This is a genomic window from Streptomyces yaizuensis (assembly GCF_034961445.1).
GTDB classification, from domain to species: Bacteria; Actinomycetota; Actinomycetes; order Streptomycetales; family Streptomycetaceae; genus Streptomyces; species Streptomyces yaizuensis.
Genome location: NZ_BSBI01000005.1, coordinates 157768 through 180928 on the forward strand (window position 1 = coordinate 157768; position 23161 = coordinate 180928).

The following is a 23161-nucleotide window of genomic DNA, read 5'->3' on the forward strand; positions in this document are numbered from 1 at the left end:
CAGTACATCTGATGAACCGTTAAAAATATGCCAGGGGGAATGGGCGGGTTCAGGGGGTTTCGATCCAGGGCGGCACCACGACCACCGCCGTACGCCCTACAGCAGCGTCGGCGCGTGGAAGGCGCCCAGGCCGGAGTCCAGGTCGCGGTCGACCCAGTAGCGGCGCGGTTCCACGAACATGACATCGACGCTGACGGCGAGGATGCCGGGGATCCCGGCCAGCTCGTCGTCGATGAAGAGCGCCAGGGCGGAACGGTCGGTGACCAGACCCGTGGCCAGCACGGACATATCGCTGGCGACATGGGCGACGAGCCGGGTCTGGGGCAGCTGGTCGATGCGGCGCATGACGTCGGGTGTCCGACCCGGGGCCACGCGCAGGCGGAGCATGAACGGGGTCTGGAAGTCGAGCCACTCCGACACAATCTCCAGGCGCGGCCTGACCCACCCCTCGTCGAGGACCCGGCGGACGACCCGGTGCGCGGTGGAGGTCGCCAGGCCGGCGGTCCTGGCGATGCCCGCGGCGGACGCGCGGCCGTCCTGGATCAGCTCGGCGACGACGGTCCGCTCGGCCTCGCTGAGCGGCTTGGCGGGCGGCGTCGCGGTCGCCGTCGCGGTGCCCCCCGGCCGGGCGCCGATCAGCGTCAGCAGGTCGTCGCGTTCGGTGTCGGTGAGGAACCGGGGATCCCAGGTGATGCCCCGGCGCAGGGTGCTGAGCGCGGGCAGGGCGTTGACCCGGCGGACCCCCGGGATGGAGAACATCCGGTCGATCGCCTGACTGGTCGCGGCCTCGGAGGGCGCGTGGACCACGGCGTACAGGGGGTAGTCGCCGGAGATCTGCGCCAGCAGCTGGAGGTGCGGCAGGTCGCACAGCCGCCCCAGGACGGCGAGCGGGGTCTCGCCGGTGATGTCCAGGAAGACATGGACCGGCATCGCCGTGGAGTGCACACCCCAGTCGGCCTGCCCGATCACGCGGACCATGCGCGCCTCGCGCAGCCGGTCGTAGCGGCGTTTGAGCGTACTGGCATCGGCGGCCAGGATCCCGCCGATGTCGTCCCAGGTGCCCCGGGGTGCCAGATGCAGCGCGCCGATGAGGCGCCGGTCGAGCTCGTCGAGGAGAGGGCGGGTCATGGCATGTCACCCTAGCCCGACCCCCCGAGACCGCCAGTTAATCCCATCGTTATATCCAGACACTAGGGAATCTCTCACTCGAATGCCATTCTTCGCAGGAACATCCTTCGCACCATGCAAAGAGGTACCGATGAGCGTCACCTCCGCCCAGACTCCGCAGGCCGAGCCTCAGTCGAGAGTGCTGCGCACCGCGTTCCGGGGTTTCGCGGCGATCGAGCGGGTCGGCAACAAACTCCCCCACCCGTTCTGGCTGTTCTGGATCCTCGCGGGGGTCGTCGCCGTCCTCAGCGCCGTGCTGGCGGCGGCCGACGTGAGCGCCGTCCACCCCGGCTCGCGCGAGACCATCACCGTGGAGAGCCTGCTCAGCAAGGCCGGGCTCACCATGGCCATCGAGGGGGCCGTCGACAACTTCGCGGCCTTCCCGCCGCTGGCCACCATCCTGACCGTGATGTTCGGCATCGTCGTCGCCGAGAAGAGCGGACTGTTCTCCGCGCTGCTGCGCCGCATGGTCGCGCGGGTGCCGGGCAAGTACCTCACCTTCGCCCTGTCCATGACGGCCATGGTCAGCCATGTCGCCGGTGACGCGGCCTACTTCACGCTCATCCCGATCGGCGCCCTGATCTTCCGTGCGGCGGGCCGCAGCCCGGTCCTCGGCTGCATCGTCGCCTATGTCTCGATCTCCGCCGGCTACAACGCCTCCCCGTCCCTCACCACCACCGACGTCCTGCTGTCGTCCATCTCCACCAGCGCCGCCCACACCATCGACCCCGACTACGTCATCACCCCGGTGGGCAACTACTTCTTCGGAGTCGGCTCGTCGGTCCTGGTCGCCCTGGTGATCACCCTCGTCGTGGAGAAGGTCATCGCCCGGCGCCCGGACCTGGAGCCCGACGAGCCGGTGGCCGCGCTCGACGCCGCGGAGCTGGCGGCGATCGAGGTCACCGAGCAGCAGCGCCGCGCGCTGCGCACGACCGGACTGGTCGCCGCCGCCTTCATCGCGTTCCTGGTGCTGGCCATGGTCCCCACGTCCTCACCGCTGCGCGGCGAAGGCAGCGGCATCGTCAACTCCCCCTTGATCGGCGGAATGGCCCTCGTCCTGGGCGTGTTCTTCGCCGTCCTCGGCACCGTCTACGGGCGGATCAGCGGCAGCTTCACCGCCGCCCGCGACATCATCGCCGCGATGGTCGACGGCACCCGGTCGATGGCGCCGATCCTCGTCCTGTTCTTCGCGATCTCCCAGTTCCTCGCCTACTTCAAGTGGACGAACATCGGCGACATCCTGGCCGTCAAGGGCGCCGAGACGCTGCGCGCCCTCGACCTGGAGGGCTGGACCGTGCTGGTCGGCATCGCCGTGCTGATCACGTTCATGAACCTCGTCATCACCAGCGGCTCCGCACTGTGGGCGCTGGCAGCGCCGGTCCTCGTGCCCATGCTGATGCTCATCGGCATCGAGCCCGAGACCACCCAGGCCGTCTACCGCGTCGCCGACTCGGTCACCAACTGCGTCACCCCGATGAGCCCGTACTTCGTGATGGCCCTGGGCTTCATCCAGCAGTACCGCAAGTCCGCCGGGATCGGCACCCTGGCCTCCTTCACCATCCCGATCGCCGCCGTCGTCTGGGTCGCCTGGATGGCGTTCTTCGTGGCCTGGTACCTGCTCGGCATCCCCTTCGGCATCAGCTGACCCGCCCGTTCCGCCGAAAGCCCCCCGACCCCGTACAAGAGATGACGAGAGAGCAGACCATGAGCGAATCGCCCGCAGCCGAACTCACCGACCGCGCCCACGAGGTGTCGTCGGAGATCGTCACCGACATCCTGCGACTCGTCCGCCACGAGACCGGGAGCTACGACCTGCCGGGGCTCGCGGGGGGCCTGGACCTCCTGCGCGAGCTGACCGTCAGCCGGCTCGGCCGGCCCGACCACGAACAGCGCCACCCCGGCGGCGAGTGCGGCGACACCCTCACACTGACCTACGCGGGCACCGGCGCCGGGCATGTCGCGCTCGTCGGCCACTACGACACCGTCTGGCCGACCGGCACCCTCGCCGGATGGGTGCAGCCGGCGCCGGACGGCGACGGCCGGGAGAAGCTGAGCGGGCCGGGCATCTTCGACATGAAGACCGGGCTCATCCAGGGCATCTGGGCGCTGCGGCTCGCCCGGGAGAGCGGCACGCCCCTGCCCACGGTCACCTTCCTCTTCAACGGTGACGAGGAGATCGGCTCCCTGTCCTCGCGGCCCGTGATCGAGGAGGTCGCGCGGAAGGCGGACGTCACCCTGGTGCTGGAGCCGAGTGCCCACGGCGCGGTCAAGACCGCCCGCAAGGGTTCCGGGATCTTCCAGGTCACGGCCGTCGGGATCGAGGCGCACGCCGGGCTGGCACCGCAGGACGGGGCGAGCGCGATCACCGCGCTGGCCGAGTTCGTGGTCGCCGCGGCCGCCGTCGCCGCCCCCGAGAAGGGCACGACGGTCAACACCGGCCTGATCAAGGGCGGCTCCGCCACCAACGTCGTCGCCGGGAAGGCCACCGCGAGCGTCGACATCCGGATCAGCAGCGCGGCCGAACAGGCCCGCGTCGACGCGGAGATGGACGCCATCGAGGTCGGCGACCCCCGCGTCCGGATCGAGATCGACCACGCCTGGAACCGGCCGCCGATGACCCTCGGCGCCGCCTCCGCCCCGCTGCTCGCCCTCGCCCGCGAGGTCGCCCGCGAGCAGGGCCGCGACCTGCCCGACACCGCCGTCGGCGGCGCCAGCGACGCCAACTTCGTCGCCGCCCTCGGGCTGCCCGTGCTGTGCGGCATGGGCGCGGTGGGCGACGGCGCCCACGCCCAGGGGGAGTTCATCTACCCCGACACCGTGCCGGCCCAGACCGCCCTGGTCGCGGCCCTGCTGGGGCGGCTGGCCGAGCCGCTGCGAGCCCCGGCCACGACGTCCTGACCCGACCCCGACGATACGACCGGCAGGACCGGCAGGACCGGCAGGACCGGTACGAAACGGAAGCGCGCGGGCCGCGGGCCCGCCCGCCGACGATCTTTTCCACCCCGCCCTCTTGCAACAGATTGTTGTAACTGCCTACCGTTAGGAAAGTTTCCTATAAGTCTTCACCCACCCTCATCAGGCACAGGGAGACCCATGGACATCTCGCGCAATCGAGTGCGTTCGCTGGCGGGCGCGGGCACGGTCGCCGCCGCACTGGCCCTCGGCCTCGCCGCCGCCCCGGCCGCGCCCGCGGCGACCCCGGACCGGGCCCCCGCGGGCGCGGTGCCGGCGCCTCGGGTCCCGGCCGCGCAGGTCCCGGCGGCGCAGGCGCCCGCGGGATCGCCGGTCGCGATCAACGGACAGCTCAAGGTCTGCGGCACCAAGCTGTGCAACCAGTTCGGCAAGCCGATCCAGCTGCGCGGCATGTCCACCCACGGCATCGGGTGGTTCCCCGGCTGTTACAACAACGGCTCGCTCGATGTCCTGGCCAACGACTGGAAGGCCGACGTCCTGCGCGTCTCCATGTATGTCGACGCGGTGGACAAGGGCTACCTGGAAGACCCGGTGAAGTACACCAACCAGGTCCACGACCTCATCGAGAAGGCCACGGCGCGGGGCATGTACGTCATCGTGGACTGGCACATGCTGGGCGACGGCAACGACGCCACCTGGGGGGACGGCGACCCCTGGACGTACGCGGCGCACGCGAAGAAGTTCTTCAAGGACGTGGCCGAGCGGCACCGGGGCAAGAACAACCTGCTCTTCGAGATCGCCAATGAGCCCAACGGCAAGAACTGGCAGGGCAACCGGGTCGACTGGTGGACGGTCAAGACCTACGCCGAGGACCTGATCCCGTACATCCGCCAGTTCGCCCCGAACACCCCGGTCCTGGTCGGCACCCCCGACTGGGCGTCCTTCGGCCTCTCCGGACCCACCGACGAGTCCGAGGTCGTGAACAACCCCCTCCAGCTCCAGAACATCATGTACACCTTCCACTTCTACGCCGCGTCGCACGGCCAGCGGTACCTCGACGGCCTCACCCGGGCCGCCGACAGGATCCCCGTCTTCGTCTCCGAGTTCGGCACCCAGAACAACCTGGGCGAGGGCGCCAACGACTTCACCATGACGCAGAAGTATCTGAACCTGATGGCGTCCAAGAAGATCAGCTGGGTCAACTGGAACTACTCCGACGACCACCGCAGCGGAGCCGCCTTCAAGCCGGGCACCTGCGCGGCGGGCGGCCCCAGCGTCGGCACCGCCTCGCTGAAGGAGGCCGGAGCCTGGATCCGGGGCAAGATCCGTACCGCGGACGACTTCCCCACGAGCTGAACCGTCCGGCACCCCCGTCCCCCGCACGCCGCCCAGGGAATCCCTGGGCGGCGTGCCGCGTCCGCGTCCGGGCGTCCGACGCCGGGACAGGGCAAGGGGCCCGCCCTCGCGCGCAAGTCACCTCCGTCGACCTCTTGTGCCCGGAGCACGATGTCTGCCAGATTCTCCGCAGCCACACATGTCATGGACGCAACAAGACCCCACTGGTGCGTCCCTGCCTTCCCTGCGCATCCCGGCAGGGCTCCACCCCCACATGATGGAGAAGACCACGTGCGCATCACCCGACTCATACCCGCGCTCGCGACCGCCGCACTCTCCGTAGTCGCTCTGGCCCCCACCGCCACGGCCCAGGCACCGGCGCCGTCCGCGGAGAGCACGCCCCGCGCCGCGACCGCGGCGACCACCGGAAGCGCCGCGACCGCCGCAGCCGGCACCAAGGCCCTGCCGATCATCGGCGGAGGCTTCGCGACCAACGCCCCCTGGGCGGCCCGGCTGTTCTCCAACGGCCGACAGACGTGCAGCGCCTCGATCATCGCGCCCACCTGGATCCTCACCGCGAAGCACTGTGTCGGCGGCGGCGGACTGTCGTTCCGTATCGGCAGCCTCGACCAGACCGCGGGCGGCACCGTGGCCAACGCCTCCGGCGTCTACAACCACGCGTCCTCCGACCTGTCCCTGGTCAGACTCGACCGCTCGGTCGCCGCGACCTACGCCCGCCTGGGACAGCCGGGCTCGGTCACGGTGAACCAGACCGTGCAGGTGTACGGCTGGGGCGCCACCTCCCAGTGCGGATCCGAGATCAACTGCCAGTCGCAGTACCTGAAGTTCGCCAATGTCATCGTGAGCGGCGGCTGCCGCGACGCCTACAACGGCTCCGCGATCTGCGCCCGCCGCGGCGACGGGATCACCGCGGGCGGCGACTCGGGCGGCCCGATGAACGCCAACGGCATCCAGGTCGGCGTCGCCTCCACCAGCGACCGGCAGACCATCACCGCCTACACGAACGTGACCGCGTACCGCCCCTGGATCCAGTCCATCGCCGGCGTCTGACCGGACCACGGGCCCACGCCCGGCGCGTACGGGATGAGCGGGGTGGGCGGGACGACAGATGACGATCACGCCCACCCCGCGCCACCAGGAGCACGGGCTCCGTTCATCCCGTGCCCGTGCCCACCACCCCCCGCTCCGTGATCTCCCGTGCCGCGGCCGGTCCGTACGCGTCCGTGAGCCGGGCCGCGAACTCGGCGGGCACCAGCGTGTACTCCTGGGTCCCGACCGTCTCCAGGACGCCAGCCGCCAGGGCGCAGCCCATCTGCGCCGAGCGTTCCGGTGACAGGCCGCGCCCCAGGCCGGCCAGGTAGCCGGCCCGGAACGCGTCGCCGCCGCCCGTCGGATCGACCACCTGGTCCGCCGGCGCGGCGGGGACGGCGCGGACCCGGGAGCCGGCGGACAGGAGGGACACGCCGGAGCCGCCGCGGGTGACGATCCAGGTGCCGACCCGGTCCAGCACCTGCCGCTCCGTCCAGCCCGTGCGCTCCCGCAGCAGCGCGGCCTCGTACTCGTTGGTGAACAGCAGCACGGCCCCGTCCACGAGCCGGCGCGCCTCCCCGGCGTCGATCCGGGCGAGCTGCTGCGAGGGGTCCGCCGCCCGGGGGATGCCCAGCCTGCGGCTCTCGGCGGTGTGCCGCGCCATGGCCTCGGGGTCGTCGGGGGCCACGACCACGAGGTCGAGCCCACCGACGCGCGCCACGACCTCCGCCAGCGCGATCTCACGCGCCTCGGCCATCGCTCCCGCGTAGAAGACGGCGATCTGGTTCTGATCGGCGTCCGTCGTGCACATGAATCGCGCGGTACGGCGGGTCCGGCTGACCTTCACCGAGCCGGTGTCGACTCCGTGGTCGCGCAGCCAGGCGCCGTACTCGGCGAAGTCGGTGCCCGCCGCGCCCACCAGGACGGGGGCGAGACCGAGGACACCGAGCCCGAAGGAGATGTTCGCCGCGACCCCTCCCCGGCGGACCTCCAGTTCGTCGACGAGGAACGACAGGGACACGGTGTCCAGCCGCCCGGCGAGGAGCTGCTCCGTGAAGCGTCCGGGGAAGACGGTGAGATGGTCGGTGGCGATGGAGCCCGTGACGGCTGTGCGCATCTCACGCCCCCTTCCCGCCGGGGTCGGCCGCCGTCGCCTCGATCAGGGCCTCGGCCCACGGGGCGTCCGGCCCGAACCCGGGCATCCGGGTGTCGGTGATGCGGAAGCCCGCGCGGTCCAGCAGGGCGGCCAGTTCGTCCAGGGTGCGTTCGCGGCCCCCGAGGACGACCAGCATCTGCAAGTCGGAGAACTTCCCCGGGTGGAATCCCGCGACGTCGGGGATCACCTTGTCGACGAGGATCAGCCGCGCCCCCGCCGGCATCGCCCCGCGTACGGTGCGCAGGATGCGCAGCGCGTCCTCGTCGTTCCAGTCGTGGATGACGCGGGACAGGATGTAGCTGTCGCCGCCGGTGGGGACGGAGTCGAAGAAGCTCCCTCCCCTGATCTCCGCGCGGTCCCGCACGCCCCGGGAGGCGAGGAGTCCGGGAGCCTGGGCGACGCCTTCTGGTGTGTCCAGGAGAACCCCCGTGAGCTGCGGGTTCCGCTCCAGGACATGGGCCAGGAGGCCACCGGCGCCGCCGCCGACGTCCACGACGACCCGGTCCTTGCCGAAGTCGCAGCGGTCCACGGTCTGAGTCGGGGCGCCCGTCCCGGCCATGGCGTTGAAGGAGGTGCTGGCATCCGCGTCCCGTGCCAGGTAGGCGAAGTGCGACAGGCCGTAGACGTGGTCGAAGGCGGCTTCGCCGGTACGGACGGTGTGCATCACATCGGCCCAGGCCCGGAAGCTCTCCTCGCCGTTGACGATGACGAAGTGCCGCAGCCCCCGCGGGGCGTCGGAGCGCAGGGCGGCGCCCATCGGCGTCGTGCCGAAGACCCGTCCGGGGTGCTCGTGCAGCACTCCGAGGGCGGCGAGCGCCCGGCAGAAGCGGTACAGCGCCCCGGGGTGCGCGCCGGTCTCCGCGGCCAGGTCGGCACTGGACCGGGGGCCTTCGCGGAGCGCGTCCGCGAGGCCCAGCTTCGCCGCGACGTACAGGCTCTGGAAGGCCCACGGGGCCGTGGTGACGACCAGTTCGTTGAGCGCCACGGCATCCGGCAGGGTGGGTGCCCCGTGTTCCGGGACGCTGGTCCGGCGCGGGTCTCCGCTCATGGGGTCCCTCTCTCATGACGTGGGTCGGGGAGGACGGCGCTCAACGGGACTCCGCTGTACCACCATCCGAGGTGGACGAGGCCGGCGGCGACGACGCACCAGATCCGGTACGCGGGGGACGCGCCGGGGGGCGCCCGGTAGCCGTAGGCGAACTGATCCGCCAGGCGGTGGAGCCTCGGGTGCCCGGTGCCCCGGGGCGGTGTCTCAGGCATCACGTTCCCAGCGGTAGAACTCGCGGGCCATGGCGTCCTTGGGCTCACGCCAGGTCCCGGGGTCGTACGCGGACACGAACGGGCCCAGTTCCGCGCTGATGCGCCGGAACTCCGGGTGCTTCCGGTTCCGGGTCACGGCCGCCTCGACCGGCTCGTCGCCCTCCACCAGGTGGAGATAGACCGCGCCGAACTGGAAGAGGCTCCGCGCACGGACCCCGATGGTGCGCGGCAGATCGGACTCGCGGTCGGAGCGCCCGAAGACCTCGGCGATGTCCGGGGCGGCGTCGGGGAGCATACGGGCGACGATCAGGCTTCGGTGCATCGTTCTCTCCTGGGTCGGGGGGAGGGCCGCGGTACGGCAGGGGGCTGGTCAGACGAGGTGGTCGGGGACGTCCTGGCCGAGCAGGACCGAACCCACGCGGCGCTGCGCCTCCAGTCCGTACGCGATGTGCTGTGCGGCGGTCTGGACATCGCGGAAGTAGCGCTGGAGCGGTGCCCTGTCGTAGAGCTGGCTCGCGCCGCACGCGCGCATCGCGGAGTCGGCGACGTCGAGCGTCACCCGCATGGCGTGCTGGACCGCGCCGGTCAGCCGCGCACGGGTGCGCCGGGCGGCGACGCCGTCCTGGGTCTCCGCCCAGACCTGGCCGACGGCCTCCTGGACAAAGGCCCGGGCGGCGCCGACCGCGGCGTCGCAGCGGGCGATCTCCGCCTGCACGATGGGGGTCTCGGCGAGGAGCGTCCGCTCGGTGTTGCGCTTGCGCAGGACGATGTCGCGGTACTCGTCCACGATGCGTCCGGCCGCGCCGAGCGGGAATCCGGCCATCGCGACGAGCAGGTAGGTCATGTACGGAAGCCGGTACAGCGGGCCTTCCTCGCGCGCCGGGCCGAACGGGTCGAAGGTGAACCGGTGGGGGACGAGGACGTCGGTGGCCTCCATGTCGTGGCTGCCCGTACCGCGCAACCCGGCGACGTGCCAGGTGTCGTGGACGGTGACGGCGGCGGAGGGCAGCAGGGCGAAGCGCGGGGCTCCCCCGGCCGGCCGGTACCCGGCGACGAGATGGTCGGCGAGCCCGCAGCCACTGGTGTAGGGCCAGCGGCCGGTGAGCCGTATCCCGTCCGCGCCGGTGTCGGCGGCCGTGCCGAGGGGCGCCATCGAGCCGGTGATCAGCGGGGCGGGCGTGCTGTCGGTGATCTCCTGGGCCGCGTCGCGGTCCAGCCAGGCCAGATATCCGGCGCCCTGTCCGATCAGCACGGTCCAGCCGGTGGCCGCGTCGCCCCGGCTCAGCTCCTCCACGACGCGGACGAGGGTGAGCGGATCGGTTTCGAGCCCGCCGGACGAGGCCGGTGTCATGAGGCTGAACAGACCCGCCTCGCGCAGCTCGGCCACCAGGTCCGCCGGAACGGTCCGGCCGGCCTCCACCTCCAGCGCACGGCCGGGCAGGGTCGCCGCCAGGCGGACGGCCTCCTCGACCGGGGAACTCTCCAGTGTGGTGACGGACATAGTCTCTGCCTCACTTGTTCTCGGTTGCGGCTGGTTGGGACCGTTCACACGCCGAAGAACGCGGGTGCGGTCTGGAGGCCGAGCCGGGCGTTGGCGATGCGTTTGCGGGAGTCGAAGGAGAAGGCGACGTGCTGGGACCCGGCGACGAGGTCGCGCAGGCAGCGCTGCAACGGGTTGGTGTCGAGCACGGCGGCCGTTCCGGCGAGCCGGAACAGTCCCTGCACCAGCTCCCGGCCGACGTCGTAGACGTTGATGATCGCGGCGGCCAGCCGGGCCCGCGCCGCGTAGTCCAGGTCGTCGTGGGCGAGTTCGCCCAGCAGCTCGTCCAGGGTTCCCAGGAGATGGCGCCGGGCGGCGTCCAGGGCGGTCTCGTGCTTGAGCATCGCCACCTGGACGGCGGGGTCCTCGATGTACGCCGTGCCACCGCCCTGGAGCCTGCGCTCGGCGAACTGGCCGCGGGCCTCGTCCAGGGCGCGGCGGGCGACTCCGAGCGGGAAGCCCGACATCACGGTGAGCAGGAGGTTGTAGGCGGTGAGCCGGTAGAGCGGGTCGTCGTACGTCGCGCGGGCGAAGTAGGGCACGGAGGTGTGGGCCAGCGGGAGGTCGATGTCCTTCGCGAGGATGTCGTGGCTGCCGGTGCCCTGGAGTCCGGCGACGTGCCAGGTGTCGTCGATCTCCGCCTGGGCCGCCGGGAAGTACGCGACTCCCATGACCGGGGCGCCCCGGTCGTCGGTCCTGGGCCGCCCGCCCTCCATGACGATGAAGCCGCCCATGTACCAGTGGGCGTGGAGGCTGCCGCTGCCGAAGGGCCACCGCCCGGTGAGGGTGTATCCGGTGCCGTCCGGCTTGGGCACGGCCTGGCCGAGCGGGGCCTGGCCACCGGCCACGATCATGTCCGGGGTGTCGGCCAGGATACGGCGGGAGACATCGGGATCCAGCCAGGCGAGGAAGGCGTTGCCGATGTTCCCGATGAGCAGTGACCAGCCGGTCGCCCCGTCGCCCCGGGAGACCTCCTCGATGACTTCGACGATGGTGCGGGGCGCGGCCCCGGTCCCCCCGAGCGCCACCGGCATGGCGAGGCGGAACAGGTCGCGCTCCGTGAACTCCTTGACGAGATCGGCGGGGAGGGTGCCGGAGGACTCGATCTCCAGGGAGCGGGCCGGGAGTCCGGCCGCGATCCTGCGCGCGGAGTCCAGCAGGGCCCTGTCCACCCCGTCCGTGGTGGTGCCGGCGTTGCCGTCGGTCATGAGCGCGTCTCCTTCGCCCGGGCGATGCCCTCCGCCGCGCGCGCTTCGACGCGCCGGCGGATCAGGTCCATCTGCACCGCGCTGTTGCGGTTGATGTTGTCGGTCATCCAGGCGTCGTCCACGGGGGCGTCGGGCTTCATCGCGAAGTCCTGCCGCCACTCCATCCGGACACCGCCGGGGACCTCGCTGTAGGACCAGTGGATGTTCATGTACCGGAAGTTGCCCGTCTCGACGCGGTGCGCGGTGACCGTGCGCGTGCGGGGGTCGGCCTCGCGCTGCGAGACCCAGCTCCAGGTCCGGCCCTGGTCGTCGGGGTGCATGGTCAGCCGGAAGACGACGCGGTCGCCGTCGCGTTCGAGGATGTCGACGGACGCGTACTCGCTGAACAGCCGGGGCCAGTCCTCGATGTCGTTGGTCATCTCCCAGACGAGGTCGAGGGGGGCGTCGATGACCACCGCGTTGCTGGTGCTGCCGGGCATGTCAGGCCGCCTCTCGCAGGAGGGTGTTGGTCGTCGCGAGAAGCTCGTCCGGGGACGAGCAGCGCTCGGCGTCGTCGCCGAGCCGGATGCCGAACATCTGCTCCAGCTCGGCGACGATGCCGAGGAGGCCCAGCGAGTCGACGCCCAGGTCCTGGAAGGTGGGGCGGGTGGTCCGCAGGGCGGCGGCGTCGGTGCGGGCCCCGGCGCACCGGGTGATCACCTCGGCCAGTTCCTCGTGGCTGAGGGCCGTGGATGGGGACATGCTTCTCCTCCGGAGGGATGCGGGTGCGGGTGCGGTGAACAGGTGGGACGCGGTCGGGGTGGGACGGGGTCCGGGCGCGACGGGTCGGTGTCGGGGCGGGACGGGTCGGTGTCGGGGTGGTCAGGACCCGTCGGTCCGCAGTACGAGCGCGGAGTTGCCGCCCGCGAGGCCCCGGGCGAGGACCAGTGCGGCCCGGGTGCCGGTGGGCCGGGGCGCGCCGGTCACCAGGTCGATGCCGAGGTCGGTGCCGTCGGCGTACGGGGTGGGCGGGATCAGGCCATGGCGCAGGGTGAGCGTCGCGAGGACCACGTCGAGGGCGGCGGCCCCCGCGTAGGCCCGCCCGTAACCGGCCTTGGGGACGGTGACGGGGAGGGTGCGCAGGGCGGGGCCGAAGACGGCCCGCAGCGCGTCCGCCTCGGCCTGGTCGGCCTCGGGGACGGCCAGCCCGTCGGCGTAGACGACACCGATGTCCCCCGGTGGGCACTCGGCCTCGTCGAGCGCCGCGGTGATCGCCTTGGCGAGGCCCTCCGCGCTCTGTTCGTGGTTCAGGGCTCCGGTGTGCGTGGTGCCGTGCCCCGCGACACGGACCGGGGGCCGGGGGCCCGCACCGCGCAGCCCCTCCTCCTCGACGACCAGCACGGCGCCCCCCTCCGCCGGGACGAAGCCCCGCGCCCGGGGGCTGAAGGGCAGGTAGGCGCGGTCCGGGTCGGTCGCGTCGCTGAGCAGTCCGTGCCCGTACTGGCAGGCCATGGAGAACGGGGCGAACGGCGCCTCGGCCCCGCCCACGAGCATGGCGGAGGTGCCGTAGCGGATGTCCCGGGCGGCGTGCGCGATGGCGTCGAGACCGCCGGACTCGTCGGCGACGAGTACCCCGCAGGGGCCCTTGAGCCCGTGCCGGATGGAGAGTTGCCCGGTGCTGGCCGCGTAGAACCAGGCGATGGACTGGTACGGACCGACCTGGGCGGGGCCCTTGCTCCACAGCCGTTCGATCTCCCGCTGTCCGAATTCGACTCCGCCGGCGGCACTGGCGGTCACCGCTCCGAAGGAGTAGGGCGGCAGGGTGGCGGGGTCCAGCCGGGCGTCCGCCAGGGCGAGGTCGGCCGCGGCGAGCGCGAACTGGGTGAAGCGGTCTGTCTGCACGGTGATACGCGGGTCGATGGCGTGGGCCGGGTCGTGGTCCCGCACCTCCCCCGCGACCGTCAGGGGATAGTCGCCGGCCGGGTAGCGGGAGAGCCTGCCGAGGGCGCCGCGGCCTTCGAGCGCGGAGCGCCAGAAGCCGTCGGTCCCCGTCCCGGAGGGAGCGATCACGCCCATGCCGGTGATGAGGGTCCGCCGGGTCATCGCGGGTGCTCCCCCGGGGTGAGGACGACGGCGGACTGGAACCCGCCGAAGCCGCTGCCGACCGAGAGGACGTTGCGCAGGCGGGCCGGGCGGGCCTCGACCGGCACGTAGTCGAGGTCGCAGTCGGGGTCGGGGATCTCCAGGTTGGCGGTCGGCGGCACCGCGTCGTTCTCCATCGCCAGGACGCAGGCGACGAGTTCGATGGCGCCGATGGCGCCGAGCGAGTGTCCGACCATCGACTTGATGGAGCTGACGGGGGTGGAGTAGGCGTGCGCGCCGAGGGCCCGCTTGACCGCCGCGGTCTCGTGGCGGTCGTTCTGCTGGGTGCCGGAGCCGTGGGCGTTGACGTAGTCCACGTCGGCGGGGTCCACCCGGGCCTGCCACAGGGCCTGGTCGATGGCTTCGGCCAGCTCCACTCCCTCCCTGGTCAGGCCGGTCATGTGATAGGCGTTGCCCCGGGTGGCGAAGCCGCTGACCCGGCAGCGGGCGCGCGCTCCGCGGCGGCGGGCGTGTCCGGCCTCCTCCAGTACCAGGACGGCGGCGCCCTCCCCGAGGACGAATCCGTCGCGGGTGCGGTCGAAGGGGCGGGAGGCGTGGGCCGGGTCGTCGTTGCGGGTCGAGGTGGCCCGGATGGCGTCGAAGCAGGCCACCGTGATCGGGGAGACGGGGGATTCCGCCGCGCCGGCGATGACGACATCGGCCCTGCCCTCCTCGATGAGCCGCAGGCCGTAGCCGATCGCGTCGAGGCCGGAGGTGCAGCCGGTGGACACCGTGTGCACGGCGCCCCGGGCGCCGACGGCTTCGGCGACCTCCCCGGCCAGCGGGGCGGGCGAGAAGACCCGGAAGAGGTCCCGGGTCACCTTGCGGTGGTCGATCGTCCAGGTGGTGCCGCGGGCGCTGGCGGCGACGTACTCGGCCTCCAGCCGGGTGGTGCCCCCGACGGCGCTGCCCATCGAGACGGCGGTGCGCCAGGAGCGGGCCTCGTCGGTCACCAGGCCGGCTTCGGCGACCGCCTCACGGGCCGCGGCGACACCGAACCGCACGTACCGGTCCATGCGGGTGTTCTCTTCCGGTGTGAGGACGGTGCCGGGGTCGAAGTCGCACTCGGCGGCGATGCGGGAGCGGAAGCCCGCGGGGTCGAAGAGGGTGATCCCCCGGGTGGCGGTGCGGCCGGAGGAGAGCAGTTCCCAGAAGGCCTTGGTGCCCGTGGCTCCCGGTGCCACGACCCCCGCGCCGGTCACGACCGCGCGTCGGGTCACGACAACACCTCGGTGTCGACGTGGCCCAGTTCGGGCCGGGGGGCGAGCGGACCGAGGTGGAAGACGATCCGCGCCTCCTCGTCGCCGGTGTTGCGGACGCGGTGGCGGACACCGACCGGGACCAGGAGACCCTGGCCGGCGTGGGCCTCGTGGGGCACGCCGTCGAGGTCGACGGTGACCGCGCCGGTGGTGAGGTAGAGGAACTCCTCGGAGTACGGGTGGTAGTGCTCGACCACCCGCTCCCCGGGCCCCAGGATCGCCACGCCCATGAAACCCGAGGTGGATCCGACGGTGCCGGGGCTCAGCAGGGTACGCAGGTCGCCGCCGCGCCTGCGGTTGGCGGGGACGTCGTCGATCGAGACGACGCGGATGGTGGACTTGCTGGTGGTCACTGATGCTCCAAGCGGTACGGGAAGGGACGGCGGGCGGGTGACGGTCCGTCAGGCCCGGGACGGGGCCGGGGCCGGGGGCGGCAGCCTCGCGCCGAACAGCGCGCGGGCGTTCCCCTCGCGGACGGCCTGCCGGTCGGTCTCGGGGATGCCGAGGCCGTCGACGAGCCGGAGCCCCTCGGTCACGGAGCCGCCCGGCAGGGGCGGGGAGTCGGTGCCGTAGAGGACCTTGTCCGGGCCGAAGACGCGCAGGGCGAGTTCCACGGCCGCGGCGCTCGGGGTGGCGGTGTCCACCCAGAGTCGGTGGAGGTAGGCGCTGGGCGGCCGGGGCAGAGGCGGGGTGGCGGGTCCCGGGCGCGGCCCCCGGTCCCGCTGCCAGTGCTCGGGCGACCAGGCGCGGTCGAGCTTCTCGGCGAGCAGCGCGAGCGCGCCGCCCGCTCCCTGACCGATGAGCCGCAGGCGGGGGTGGCGCTCCAGCCAGCCGCCGAGTACGCAGCAGGCGAGGCCGATCGTGACGTCGGCGAACCGGCCGAGCTGTTCGACGGCCATGAGGTCGGCGAGTCCGGTGCCCGCGGCGGGGGCGGCGGGGGCGTGCAGGAGCACGGGGGCCCCGGTCTCCGCCGCGAGGGCGAAGAAGTCGGCGGCGTCGGGGTGGTCGAGGTAGCGGCCCGCGACACTGCTGTTGGCGATGAGCCCGGCGAACCCGTCGTCGGCAAGTCTCGCGCGGACGGCCGCGAGGTGCGCGTCTCCCCCGAACGGGTTGACGTAGACGTAGGCGCGCAGGTGGTCGGGGTGGCGGGCGACCAGGTCGCCGAGCCAGTCGTGGAAGCGGGCCAGTTCCTCCTCGGTCTGCGCGTAGTTGTCCACCCCGGGCAGGGGGACCATCGCGCCGCCTCCCACCGGGCTGCCGATGATCGTCAGATCGACGCCGGCGGCGAGCTTGGTCTCGATCATCGCGTCGGCGTCGCCGAGCGAGCGGGGCATGGGGTACCGGCGCAGCGACTCGGGCGGGCTGAGATGGCCGTGCACGTCGATGGTCACGGCCTGCCCCCTTCCCCGTCGGATGCGGTGAGGGTGCGGCCGATGGCGGCGCAGTCCAGGTCTCCGTCGCCGTGGCGCACCGCCTGCTCGTGGGTGGCCAGGGCGCTCGCGACGAGGGGCAGGTGGAGGCCGGTGCGGTCCGCCTCGGACACCGCGAGTGCGAGGTCCTTGGCCATGAGCCGGAGCCGGAAGTCGGGGGTGTCGTATCGGTCCGCGGCGATCCGGCGGGCCTTGAAGCCCATGACCGGTGTGGAGAATCCGCTGGTGGTGATGGCGTCGAGGACGGTCCGGCGCGGGAGTCCGGCCGCCTCGCCGAGCGCGGTCGCCTCGGCCATGGCCTGCACCTGAATGCCCATCAGGGTGTTCATCAGGAGCTTCAGCCGCATGCCGTCGCCCGGTCCGCCGACGTGCACCACCTGCTTGGCCAGGAGGTCGAGGATGCCGCGGGCGCGCGCCAGGTCCGTGTCCGTCCCGCCGGCGTAGATCCGCAGTTCACCGCTTCTGGCGTGGTCGCCGTTGCCGAGCAGCCCCAGGTCGAGCAGGGCGGGCGCGCGTTCACGCAGGACGCGCAGGAGATCCGGCGAGATGGTGCTCGCGGAGGCGAGGACACCGTCGACGGGGCCGTCCGCGAGGACGCCGTCGGGCCCCAGCAGCACCTGTTCGGTGGCCGCGCCGTCGGCGAGGGAGACGAGGACGACGTCCGCGTCGCGGGCCGCTTCGGCGGGTGTCCGCGCCACGGCGGCACCCAGGGCGCCGAGCGTTTCGGCGGGCTCCGGCGAGCGGTTCCACACGGTGAGCGCGACCCCCCGGTCCAGGAGGCGGCGGGCGATGCCGCCGCCCATGACGCCCAGGCCCAGTACGGCCGCGGTGGTGGCGCTCATGTCGACACCCCGGTCCGGCGGTCCGTGAGGAGGGGCAGGGAGATCCGTGCCAGGAAGGATCTGAAGCCTTCCGTCCCGTGGAGGTTCTCGGTGGACTCGACCAGTTCGGCCAGTCGGCCGCCGCCGCCGTGGCGGGTGGCGGCCGCGGCGATCCGGTCGAGGGCGTCCCCGGTGGAGCCCCGTACCTCGACCAGCCGCAGGACCACGTCCCCGCGCCGGAAGATCGTGGTCCGGGCGAGGGTGGTCGGGCTGTCGGGGCTCAGTACACGGGTGGCGGCGAGGAGTTCGGCGAGCCGGCCGCCCCGGCCCGGCAGGGCCGGGTAGAGCAGGCCGACGCGGTCCGGGGCGTCCCCCGGGGAGCCGGGCAGCAGGTGTTCGGGGGTGCGCCGGTCGTGGACGACCGGCAGGAGTGCCCGGTGCAGGAAGGCGAGGGCTCCGTCGGCTCCGGACAGGTCCCGGGGCTCTTCCAGGTACGGGTCGAGCGCCTCCTCGACGGCCTTGACCATGGGCTGGTTGCCCAGGTGGGCCATGACCTCGGCGAGTCTTCCGTCGACGTCGACCACCCGGACCACCCGGTTGCCGGCGAGGAAGACGGAGGTCCGGCGCAGCAGCGCGGGACCGTCCGGACGGCTCCCGGCGGCCGGACGGCCGTAGCCGGACAGGATGCGGGCGACATCGGGTTCGCTGCCCGGTTTCACGGTGAAGGTGAGTGCGTAGCGGTTCATCCGGCGCTCCTGGAGTCGGCGATGGATGCCGGGCCCAGACCCTGGCGGCTGAGCCATTCGGCCTCGGTGGTGGCCCGCAGACGGCGGTTGCGCAGGGCGACCTGCTCGGGGTCCCGTTCATGGTGGAGGCGTCCCAGGTGCCATGCGGCCTGCGCGGCTCCGGTGGCCACCGGGAAGCGCTGTTCCTCGAAGGCGCGGAGCCGCTCGCCGAGGGCGTGGTGCTCGCGCAGGTCGACGCCGCGCAGTACGGTGCCGAGCGCCTCGGCGTCCAGCAGTGCCTGCCCGGCGCCCTGGCCGGTGGTGGGCACCATGGGGTGGGCCGCGTCACCGATGAGCAGGGTGCGCGGGGTGGACCAGCCGGCGCGGGGCGGCCGGTCGGCGATGGGGGTGCGGACGACCCGGTCCGGCGGTGTCGCCGCGATCAGTCCGGCGGCGCGGGACGGCGCGGTCCGGAAGACGTCCGTGAGCAGGGCGTGCGCTGTTGCCGTGTGCGCGGATCCCTCCGGGCGGCCGGCGAGCCCCGCCGCTGCCTTCGCGTCGTCGGACACCGTCGCGACCCAGTAGGTGTGTCCGCCCGGCAGGGGCCAGGAGCCGAAGGTGACACCGGTGCCAAGTATCTGACGTGCCGTCGGTACGGTGGTGTCACCGGGGAGGACCTGGTCGGCGACGGCTCTCCACGCGGTGAAGCCGGCCGCGCGCGGCGGTGCGTCCCCGTGTGTCTGGCGGCGGACCGCCGAGTGCAGTCCGTCGGCCCCGATGAGCAGGTCACCGCTCTCGCGGGTGCCGTCGGCGAGCAGGATCTCGACCCCGGCGCCGGTCTCGCGGTATCCCGCCACGGTGGCGCCGCGGCACACCTGTCCGGCGGGAGTGGCCGCGTGGAGGGCCTGGTGGAGGCGGGCACGGGGCAGGGTGATGCTCGGGGCCCCGAACACCCGGGAGACCTCGGTCTGCGGCCAGCCTCCGATGCGCTCGCCGCGCCAGTCCAGCAGCTCCCACCGGTGGACCTCCGCACCGGCCTCGACGACGGGGCCGTCGAGGCCGAGGGAGCGCAGGGCGAGAACGGCCGTCGGGTGCAGCCCCAGTGCCGAACCGGCGGCGGCGAGGGGGTCGTCGGCGCGTTCGAGGACGACGACGTCGAAGCCGGCCTGCCGCAGGGCGATGCCCGTGGCGAGTCCCGCGATGCCCGCGCCCGCGATCAGGACACGTCCCCGGGCGCTCATCGGGCGCCTGTCTTCGGGTGGGTCTCCCGCCGTACGGTGAAGCGGAGCGACCGGCGGCTCGTGGTCTCGGCGACGAGGGGCATCGCCAGCTCCCGGTGCCCCTCTCCCGCCTCCCAGGCGAGGAAGTCCTCGGCGCTGCGCCACTCGCTGGTGATGACCCACTCCTCGGGGTCGGTGAGGGACTGGCACACCTGGTCCACGAGGTGCCCGGGGACATCGGCCACGTCGGCGCAGATGCGGTCGTAGGCGGCGAGGAAGCGGCCCTGCGCCTCTTCCCGGACCGTGAGGAAGAACATGACTCTCAGGCGAGTGCTCGGCGCGGTGGACGACTGCCCGCTCACACGTCCTCCCAGCGTCGGGTCGTATGGCTGCGCTTGACGGCGTCGACGACGCGGGCGACGCGCCAGCCGTCCTCAAGGGTGGGATGGTCCTGCGGGGTGCCGGTCCGGATGGAGGTGAGGAAGGCCGAGGCGAGCCGTTCCCAGCGCCGCAGCCCCACCTCGTGCCGCGTACTGGCCCCGGAGCCGGACATTCCGTCCACGGTGAGCGACTCCGCGGGGCCGCCGGGGGGCCGGAAGGTCAGCCCGTCCGTACCGCCCCAGGTCAAGGACCCTTCGTCGCCGATGACCGTGATCTCCTCCGCCGCCGGGCCGGTCAGGTGGGTGGACTCCCACAGCCGCACCCGCGCTCCGGTGCTCAGCTCGGCGAGGACGTCGTAGCCGACATCGGCGGTGACCTCGGCGACCGGCAGCCCGGGGTGTTCACGGCCGTGGTTGTCCCGGGCCCAGGCGAAGGCGTCCAGGGTGTGATGGAAGTCGGGGCCGACCGGGGCGGTGCGCACGTCGTGCAGGAGCCGGCCGGTCAGTGCGGTGAACTCCGCGTCGAGCAGCCAGCGAAGACGGTCGATGACATGGGTGCCGTGCTGCATGAGCCCGCCGCCGCCCGCGGACTCGTCGTAGATCCAGTTCATGGCCATGAGCGGTGCGCCGAGTGCGCAGGTGCTGTGGACTTCGCGCGGCCGGCCCACGCGGCCGGCCCGCAGGAGGTCCCGCATCCGGGCGAGCCCGGGGTCGCCGCGCCAGATGAAGCCGGTGGCGTGGTGGACGCCCTGTCCGACGGCGGCCGCGAGCATCTTCTCCGCCTCGGCCGCCGTCATGGCCACGGGCTTGTCGCACAGGACGTGGCAGCCCGCTTCGACGGCCTCGACGACCTGCCGGTGATGGGCGGGCGGAGGTGAGGCGATGGACACCACGTCGGGCCGGGCCTCGCGCAGGAGGGCGGTGAGGCTGTCGGTGACCACCGGTACGCCGTACCGGGCGGCGAGCTGTTCGGCCCTGCTCCGGGTGCGGCTGAAGACACCCGCCAGTTCGGCGCCCGCGCGCCGGAATCCTTCCAGGTGCAGTCCGCCGGCCCAGCCCGCGCCGACCACCGCCACTCGTATTCTCGCGTTCAACGGAGCCCTCTCGTCTCAGTGGTGGGAGTACCCGGGGTCACGCGTGCCGGGAGTCCGCGGCGGCGAGGGCCCCCGCGGCGTCCCCGGGGGCTTGCGACGTCCAGAGGTCGTGAGCGGACGGCAGTCCGGCGGGTACGTACCGCTCGGCCGTCCGGGCGATCCTGTCGCCGACAAACCGTGCCGCCTCGATCTGGTCGTCGGTCAGCCGGCCCGCGTCGGGGGCCGTCAGGGACAGGCCGTAGGGGTTGCCGCCGATCCTGCGCAGCACGGGGTGGGTGTATCCGGTGGGGACGATCAGCGAGCCCCAGTGGAACATCGTGTGGTACAGCGCGAGCAGCGCGGCTTCCTGGCCTCCGTTGGGCAGCGAGGCGCTGGTGAATCCGGTGACGGGTTTGTCGGCCAGCCGTCCGTGCAGGGCCAGGGGGCTCGTGGTGTCCAGGAAGGCCTTGAGCGGGGCGGCGATGTTGCCGAACCAGGTCGGGGTCCCGATCAGCAGTCCGTCGGCCCAGTCGAGGTCGGCGAGGGTCGGCGGGGCGGCCGGGGCCCTGTCCGGTGCCGGGGAGCCGGGGCCGGTGGACCCGCCCGGTGCCTCCAGGGCCCGTACGCGGACCTCCGCGCCCCGTGCCGTGGCCCCTTCCGCCAGGTACGCGGCGATCTGCGCGATCACCCCGCTGGAGCTGAAGTAGATGATGGCGATTCGGGGTTGCATGTCCTGCTGCCCTTCCTCTCCCCTGCGGGGCGGCTCCTCGGCCGTCCCGTCATGAGCCATCCTCCGGGGCGGGGCGGTGCCGGGGCGTCAGAGCCCCACCGTCACAATCTCCGTCACTCCTCGATGGGCGGGCGCACAAGAAGGCGCACGAAAAAACCGGGGTTCCGGCCCGCGTCGGCGGGACGGAACCCCGGTCGGGGGGCGGGGTGGGTCAGGGGCCCACGTGGGGGGCGCGGGCGGCCGACGAGCCGTCACGGACCATTTCGCCCGTGAGGTTGCCGTTGGCTCCCGAGCCGAGGAACAGCACCAGCCGGGCGACGTCGTCCGCGTCGGAGAGACGGCGGGTGGGCGTGCCGGCGGCGAGCCGGTCGGTGATGGCCGTGGGGATGGGGGGACGGCTGTCCGTCAGGGTGAAGCCGGGGGCCACCACGTTGACGAGGATGCCGTCGCGGCCGGCCTCCCAGGCGAGGCTGCGGGCGAGGCCGTAGAGGCCCGACTTGGCCGTCCCGTAGGGGCCGGGGCCGGGCACGCCCTCCTCCGCGACGCTGGAGGAGATCAGCACGATCCGGCCCCAGCCGCGTGAGCGCATGCCCGGCAGGACGGCCCGCGCCTGGGCGGCGGCTCCGATCAGATTGGCGCTGATCATGGCCTGCCACTCCTGGAGGGGTACGTCCTCGAAGCGGACGCCCGGATCCGGGGGGCCGTCCCCGCCCCAGCGCACGGCGTTGGCGACGAGGACGTCGATCCCGCCCCACTGTCCGGCGACGGTGGCCACGGCCTCCTCGACGGTGTCCAGGTCCTCCAGGTCGAGCCGGACGGCGAGCGCCTGACCGCCCGCGCCCTCGATCCCGGAGACGACCTTCTCGGCCTTCTCCGGGTGGTTGCGGTAGGTGATGGCGACCCGGGCGCCCTCCTGGCCGTACGCCCGGGCGGTCGCGGCGCCGATGCCGCTCGACGCGCCGGTGACCAGGACCACACGGTCCTTGAGTGCGGTTTCCATCGTGCGGGGTGTCCTCTCTTACGGAAGTGCGGGGCGTGACACGACGGACGGCTCAGGCGGCGACGACACGGGCGGCCAGTGTCTTGACCCGGTCCAGCGCGGCGCTCCGCGACGCCTCGTGGGCGTCCCGGAACTGCGCGAGGAACGGCATGACCGGCGCGTGGGTGAGTTCGGTGTGGACGAACTCCAGGTCCTCCACTCCGAGCGCCGCGAAGTAGGCGCGGAGGAAGGGCTCCTGGAAGTCGAACTGCTCCCGGGGGGTGCCGGGTCCATAGGCACCGCCGCGGGCGCTCAGGATCACGGCGGACTTGCCCGCGAGGGGGAGCCACGGCAGGGTCACCCGGTCCATCCAGGTCTTGAGGGCGCCGGGCACGGAGAAGTTGTACATGGGCGTCCCGATGACCAGGACGTCCGCCGCGAGAAGGTCCTCGATGAGGGGGCGCGTCGCGGCCCAGGCGTCGGCGAGCCCGGCCGTGGCGGCCACCTCGTCCATGGCGGCGAGGTCCTTCACCCCGTTCAGGGAGGACTGGGTGGACAGCTTCACCCGGGCCTCGTCGATGGGCCGCACCGGGTCCGCCACCAGGTCGCGGTAGGTGTACGCGCCGTCCGGGTGGGCCGCCTTCCAGTGGTCGGCGAAGGCGACGCCCAGCTGCCTGGAGAACGAGTCGCTCCGGGCACTGGCGTCGAGATGTAAGAGCTGCGCCACAACGATTCCCTTCAAAGACGATCTGCCGTCCAGACCAGATTAGAGAAAGATAATCTCAAGTCAAGAC

24 protein-coding genes are annotated in these 23161 nt (G+C 72.7%); 4 read left to right on the forward strand and 20 right to left on the reverse strand.

Features of this window, described 5'->3' with window-relative positions; translation table 11 throughout:
* Positions 1-96: 96 nt before the first annotated feature.
* Complete coding sequence (locus SYYSPA8_RS14360; RefSeq protein ID WP_323447532.1) at positions 97-1128, reverse strand: Lrp/AsnC family transcriptional regulator; 1032 nt, start codon at positions 1126-1128, stop codon at positions 97-99.
* Positions 1129-1258: 130 nt separating this feature from the next.
* On the opposite strand from SYYSPA8_RS14360, the gene SYYSPA8_RS14365 reads away from it, so the two are divergent.
* The 4 genes from SYYSPA8_RS14365 (at position 1259) to SYYSPA8_RS14380 (ending at position 6486) form a co-directional block, all read left to right on the forward strand.
* Complete coding sequence (locus SYYSPA8_RS14365) at positions 1259-2812, forward strand: AbgT family transporter (protein ID WP_323447533.1); 1554 nt, start codon at positions 1259-1261, stop codon at positions 2810-2812.
* A 59-nt stretch (positions 2813-2871) separates the two neighbouring features.
* A complete protein-coding gene (locus SYYSPA8_RS14370) occupies positions 2872-4065 on the forward strand; it encodes a M20 family metallopeptidase (RefSeq protein ID WP_323447534.1) in 1194 nt (397 codons plus the stop codon).
* A 195-nt stretch (positions 4066-4260) separates the two neighbouring features.
* Positions 4261-5436, forward strand: coding sequence for a glycoside hydrolase family 5 protein (locus SYYSPA8_RS14375; protein ID WP_323447535.1), 1176 nt, complete (start codon positions 4261-4263; stop codon positions 5434-5436).
* 270 nt (positions 5437-5706) lie between these two features.
* The gene (locus tag SYYSPA8_RS14380) at positions 5707-6486 is read left to right on the forward strand and encodes a S1 family peptidase (RefSeq protein ID WP_323447536.1); all 780 of its coding nucleotides are present in this window, start codon (positions 5707-5709) and stop codon (positions 6484-6486) included.
* Between the two features lie 103 nt (positions 6487-6589).
* On the opposite strand, the gene SYYSPA8_RS14385 is transcribed toward SYYSPA8_RS14380, so the two are convergent.
* The 19 genes from SYYSPA8_RS14385 to SYYSPA8_RS14475 form a co-directional block, all read right to left on the reverse strand.
* A complete protein-coding gene (locus tag SYYSPA8_RS14385) occupies positions 6590-7582 on the reverse strand; it encodes a carbohydrate kinase family protein (RefSeq protein ID WP_323447537.1) in 993 nt (330 codons plus the stop codon).
* A 1-nt stretch (position 7583) separates the two neighbouring features.
* Complete coding sequence (locus SYYSPA8_RS14390; RefSeq protein WP_323447538.1) at positions 7584-8669, reverse strand: methyltransferase; 1086 nt, start codon at positions 8667-8669, stop codon at positions 7584-7586.
* Positions 8670-8873: 204 nt separating this feature from the next.
* Entirely contained in the window at positions 8874-9203 is a 330-nt protein-coding gene (locus SYYSPA8_RS14395) for a TcmI family type II polyketide cyclase (RefSeq protein ID WP_323447539.1), read from the reverse strand.
* Between the two features lie 48 nt (positions 9204-9251).
* Positions 9252-10382 carry an acyl-CoA dehydrogenase family protein gene (locus SYYSPA8_RS14400; protein ID WP_323447540.1) on the reverse strand — a complete coding sequence of 377 codons (1131 nt, stop codon included), beginning with the start codon at positions 10380-10382 and terminating at the stop codon, positions 9252-9254.
* A 44-nt stretch (positions 10383-10426) separates the two neighbouring features.
* Positions 10427-11629, reverse strand: coding sequence for an acyl-CoA dehydrogenase family protein (locus tag SYYSPA8_RS14405; RefSeq protein WP_323447541.1), 1203 nt, complete (start codon positions 11627-11629; stop codon positions 10427-10429).
* Positions 11626-12108, reverse strand: coding sequence for an SRPBCC family protein (locus tag SYYSPA8_RS14410; protein ID WP_323447542.1), 483 nt, complete (start codon positions 12106-12108; stop codon positions 11626-11628). The genes SYYSPA8_RS14405 and SYYSPA8_RS14410 overlap by 4 nt, the downstream gene beginning before the upstream one ends.
* Position 12109: 1 nt before the next feature.
* On the reverse strand, positions 12110-12370 hold the full coding sequence (locus SYYSPA8_RS14415) for an acyl carrier protein (protein ID WP_323447543.1): 261 nt from the start codon (positions 12368-12370) through the stop codon (positions 12110-12112).
* A 120-nt stretch (positions 12371-12490) separates the two neighbouring features.
* On the reverse strand, positions 12491-13711 hold the full coding sequence (locus tag SYYSPA8_RS14420; protein WP_323447544.1) for a beta-ketoacyl synthase N-terminal-like domain-containing protein: 1221 nt from the start codon (positions 13709-13711) through the stop codon (positions 12491-12493).
* The gene (locus SYYSPA8_RS14425) at positions 13708-14970 is read right to left on the reverse strand and encodes a beta-ketoacyl-[acyl-carrier-protein] synthase family protein (protein ID WP_323447545.1); all 1263 of its coding nucleotides are present in this window, start codon (positions 14968-14970) and stop codon (positions 13708-13710) included. The genes SYYSPA8_RS14420 and SYYSPA8_RS14425 overlap by 4 nt, the downstream gene beginning before the upstream one ends.
* Positions 14967-15341 (reverse strand): cupin domain-containing protein, encoded by a 375-nt coding sequence (locus SYYSPA8_RS14430; protein ID WP_323447802.1) that lies wholly within the window; start codon positions 15339-15341, stop codon positions 14967-14969. Before SYYSPA8_RS14430 ends, SYYSPA8_RS14425 begins: the two co-directional genes overlap by 4 nt.
* Before the next feature lie 69 nt (positions 15342-15410).
* The gene (locus tag SYYSPA8_RS14435; RefSeq protein ID WP_323447546.1) at positions 15411-16400 is read right to left on the reverse strand and encodes an amidohydrolase family protein; all 990 of its coding nucleotides are present in this window, start codon (positions 16398-16400) and stop codon (positions 15411-15413) included.
* Positions 16397-17281, reverse strand: a complete 885-nt coding sequence (locus SYYSPA8_RS14440; protein WP_323447547.1) for an NAD(P)-dependent oxidoreductase — start codon at positions 17279-17281, stop codon at positions 16397-16399. Before SYYSPA8_RS14440 ends, SYYSPA8_RS14435 begins: the two co-directional genes overlap by 4 nt.
* Entirely contained in the window at positions 17278-18006 is a 729-nt protein-coding gene (locus SYYSPA8_RS14445; protein WP_323447548.1) for a SchA/CurD-like domain-containing protein, read from the reverse strand. The genes SYYSPA8_RS14440 and SYYSPA8_RS14445 overlap by 4 nt, the downstream gene beginning before the upstream one ends.
* A complete protein-coding gene (locus SYYSPA8_RS14450; protein ID WP_323447549.1) occupies positions 18003-19226 on the reverse strand; it encodes an FAD-dependent monooxygenase in 1224 nt (407 codons plus the stop codon). The genes SYYSPA8_RS14445 and SYYSPA8_RS14450 overlap by 4 nt, the downstream gene beginning before the upstream one ends.
* Positions 19223-19522 carry an antibiotic biosynthesis monooxygenase family protein gene (locus SYYSPA8_RS14455; protein ID WP_323447550.1) on the reverse strand — a complete coding sequence of 100 codons (300 nt, stop codon included), beginning with the start codon at positions 19520-19522 and terminating at the stop codon, positions 19223-19225. Before SYYSPA8_RS14455 ends, SYYSPA8_RS14450 begins: the two co-directional genes overlap by 4 nt.
* A gap of 41 nt (positions 19523-19563) precedes the next feature.
* Positions 19564-20679 (reverse strand): Gfo/Idh/MocA family protein, encoded by a 1116-nt coding sequence (locus tag SYYSPA8_RS14460; RefSeq protein WP_323447551.1) that lies wholly within the window; start codon positions 20677-20679, stop codon positions 19564-19566.
* Positions 20680-20716: 37 nt separating this feature from the next.
* Complete coding sequence (locus SYYSPA8_RS14465) at positions 20717-21388, reverse strand: flavodoxin family protein (RefSeq protein WP_323447552.1); 672 nt, start codon at positions 21386-21388, stop codon at positions 20717-20719.
* A gap of 211 nt (positions 21389-21599) precedes the next feature.
* Positions 21600-22388, reverse strand: coding sequence for an SDR family NAD(P)-dependent oxidoreductase (locus SYYSPA8_RS14470; protein ID WP_323447553.1), 789 nt, complete (start codon positions 22386-22388; stop codon positions 21600-21602).
* Between the two features lie 52 nt (positions 22389-22440).
* A complete protein-coding gene (locus SYYSPA8_RS14475) occupies positions 22441-23094 on the reverse strand; it encodes an FMN-dependent NADH-azoreductase (RefSeq protein WP_323447554.1) in 654 nt (217 codons plus the stop codon).
* Between the last annotated feature and the right edge of the window lie 67 nt (positions 23095-23161).

Excerpts from the sequence above, each read along its gene's own strand:
- SYYSPA8_RS14360 (WP_323447532.1), bottom strand. The coding sequence starts at position 1,128 with ATGACCCGCCCTCTCCTCGACGAGCTCGACCGGCGCCTCATCGGCGCG.
- SYYSPA8_RS14365 (WP_323447533.1), top strand. The coding sequence starts at position 1,259 with ATGAGCGTCACCTCCGCCCAGACTCCGCAGGCCGAGCCTCAGTCGAGA.
- SYYSPA8_RS14370 (WP_323447534.1), top strand. The coding sequence starts at position 2,872 with ATGAGCGAATCGCCCGCAGCCGAACTCACCGACCGCGCCCACGAGGTG.
- SYYSPA8_RS14375 (WP_323447535.1), top strand. The coding sequence starts at position 4,261 with ATGGACATCTCGCGCAATCGAGTGCGTTCGCTGGCGGGCGCGGGCACG.
- SYYSPA8_RS14385 (WP_323447537.1), bottom strand. The coding sequence starts at position 7,582 with ATGCGCACAGCCGTCACGGGCTCCATCGCCACCGACCATCTCACCGTC.
- SYYSPA8_RS14390 (WP_323447538.1), bottom strand. The coding sequence starts at position 8,669 with ATGAGCGGAGACCCGCGCCGGACCAGCGTCCCGGAACACGGGGCACCC.
- SYYSPA8_RS14395 (WP_323447539.1), bottom strand. The coding sequence starts at position 9,203 with ATGCACCGAAGCCTGATCGTCGCCCGTATGCTCCCCGACGCCGCCCCG.
- SYYSPA8_RS14400 (WP_323447540.1), bottom strand. The coding sequence starts at position 10,382 with ATGTCCGTCACCACACTGGAGAGTTCCCCGGTCGAGGAGGCCGTCCGC.
- SYYSPA8_RS14405 (WP_323447541.1), bottom strand. The coding sequence starts at position 11,629 with ATGACCGACGGCAACGCCGGCACCACCACGGACGGGGTGGACAGGGCC.
- SYYSPA8_RS14410 (WP_323447542.1), bottom strand. The coding sequence starts at position 12,108 with ATGCCCGGCAGCACCAGCAACGCGGTGGTCATCGACGCCCCCCTCGAC.
- SYYSPA8_RS14415 (WP_323447543.1), bottom strand. The coding sequence starts at position 12,370 with ATGTCCCCATCCACGGCCCTCAGCCACGAGGAACTGGCCGAGGTGATC.
- SYYSPA8_RS14420 (WP_323447544.1), bottom strand. The coding sequence starts at position 13,711 with ATGACCCGGCGGACCCTCATCACCGGCATGGGCGTGATCGCTCCCTCC.
- SYYSPA8_RS14440 (WP_323447547.1), bottom strand. The coding sequence starts at position 17,281 with ATGAGCGCCACCACCGCGGCCGTACTGGGCCTGGGCGTCATGGGCGGC.
- SYYSPA8_RS14445 (WP_323447548.1), bottom strand. The coding sequence starts at position 18,006 with ATGAACCGCTACGCACTCACCTTCACCGTGAAACCGGGCAGCGAACCC.
- SYYSPA8_RS14450 (WP_323447549.1), bottom strand. The coding sequence starts at position 19,226 with ATGAGCGCCCGGGGACGTGTCCTGATCGCGGGCGCGGGCATCGCGGGA.
- SYYSPA8_RS14455 (WP_323447550.1), bottom strand. The coding sequence starts at position 19,522 with ATGTTCTTCCTCACGGTCCGGGAAGAGGCGCAGGGCCGCTTCCTCGCC.
- SYYSPA8_RS14465 (WP_323447552.1), bottom strand. The coding sequence starts at position 21,388 with ATGCAACCCCGAATCGCCATCATCTACTTCAGCTCCAGCGGGGTGATC.
- SYYSPA8_RS14470 (WP_323447553.1), bottom strand. The coding sequence starts at position 22,388 with ATGGAAACCGCACTCAAGGACCGTGTGGTCCTGGTCACCGGCGCGTCG.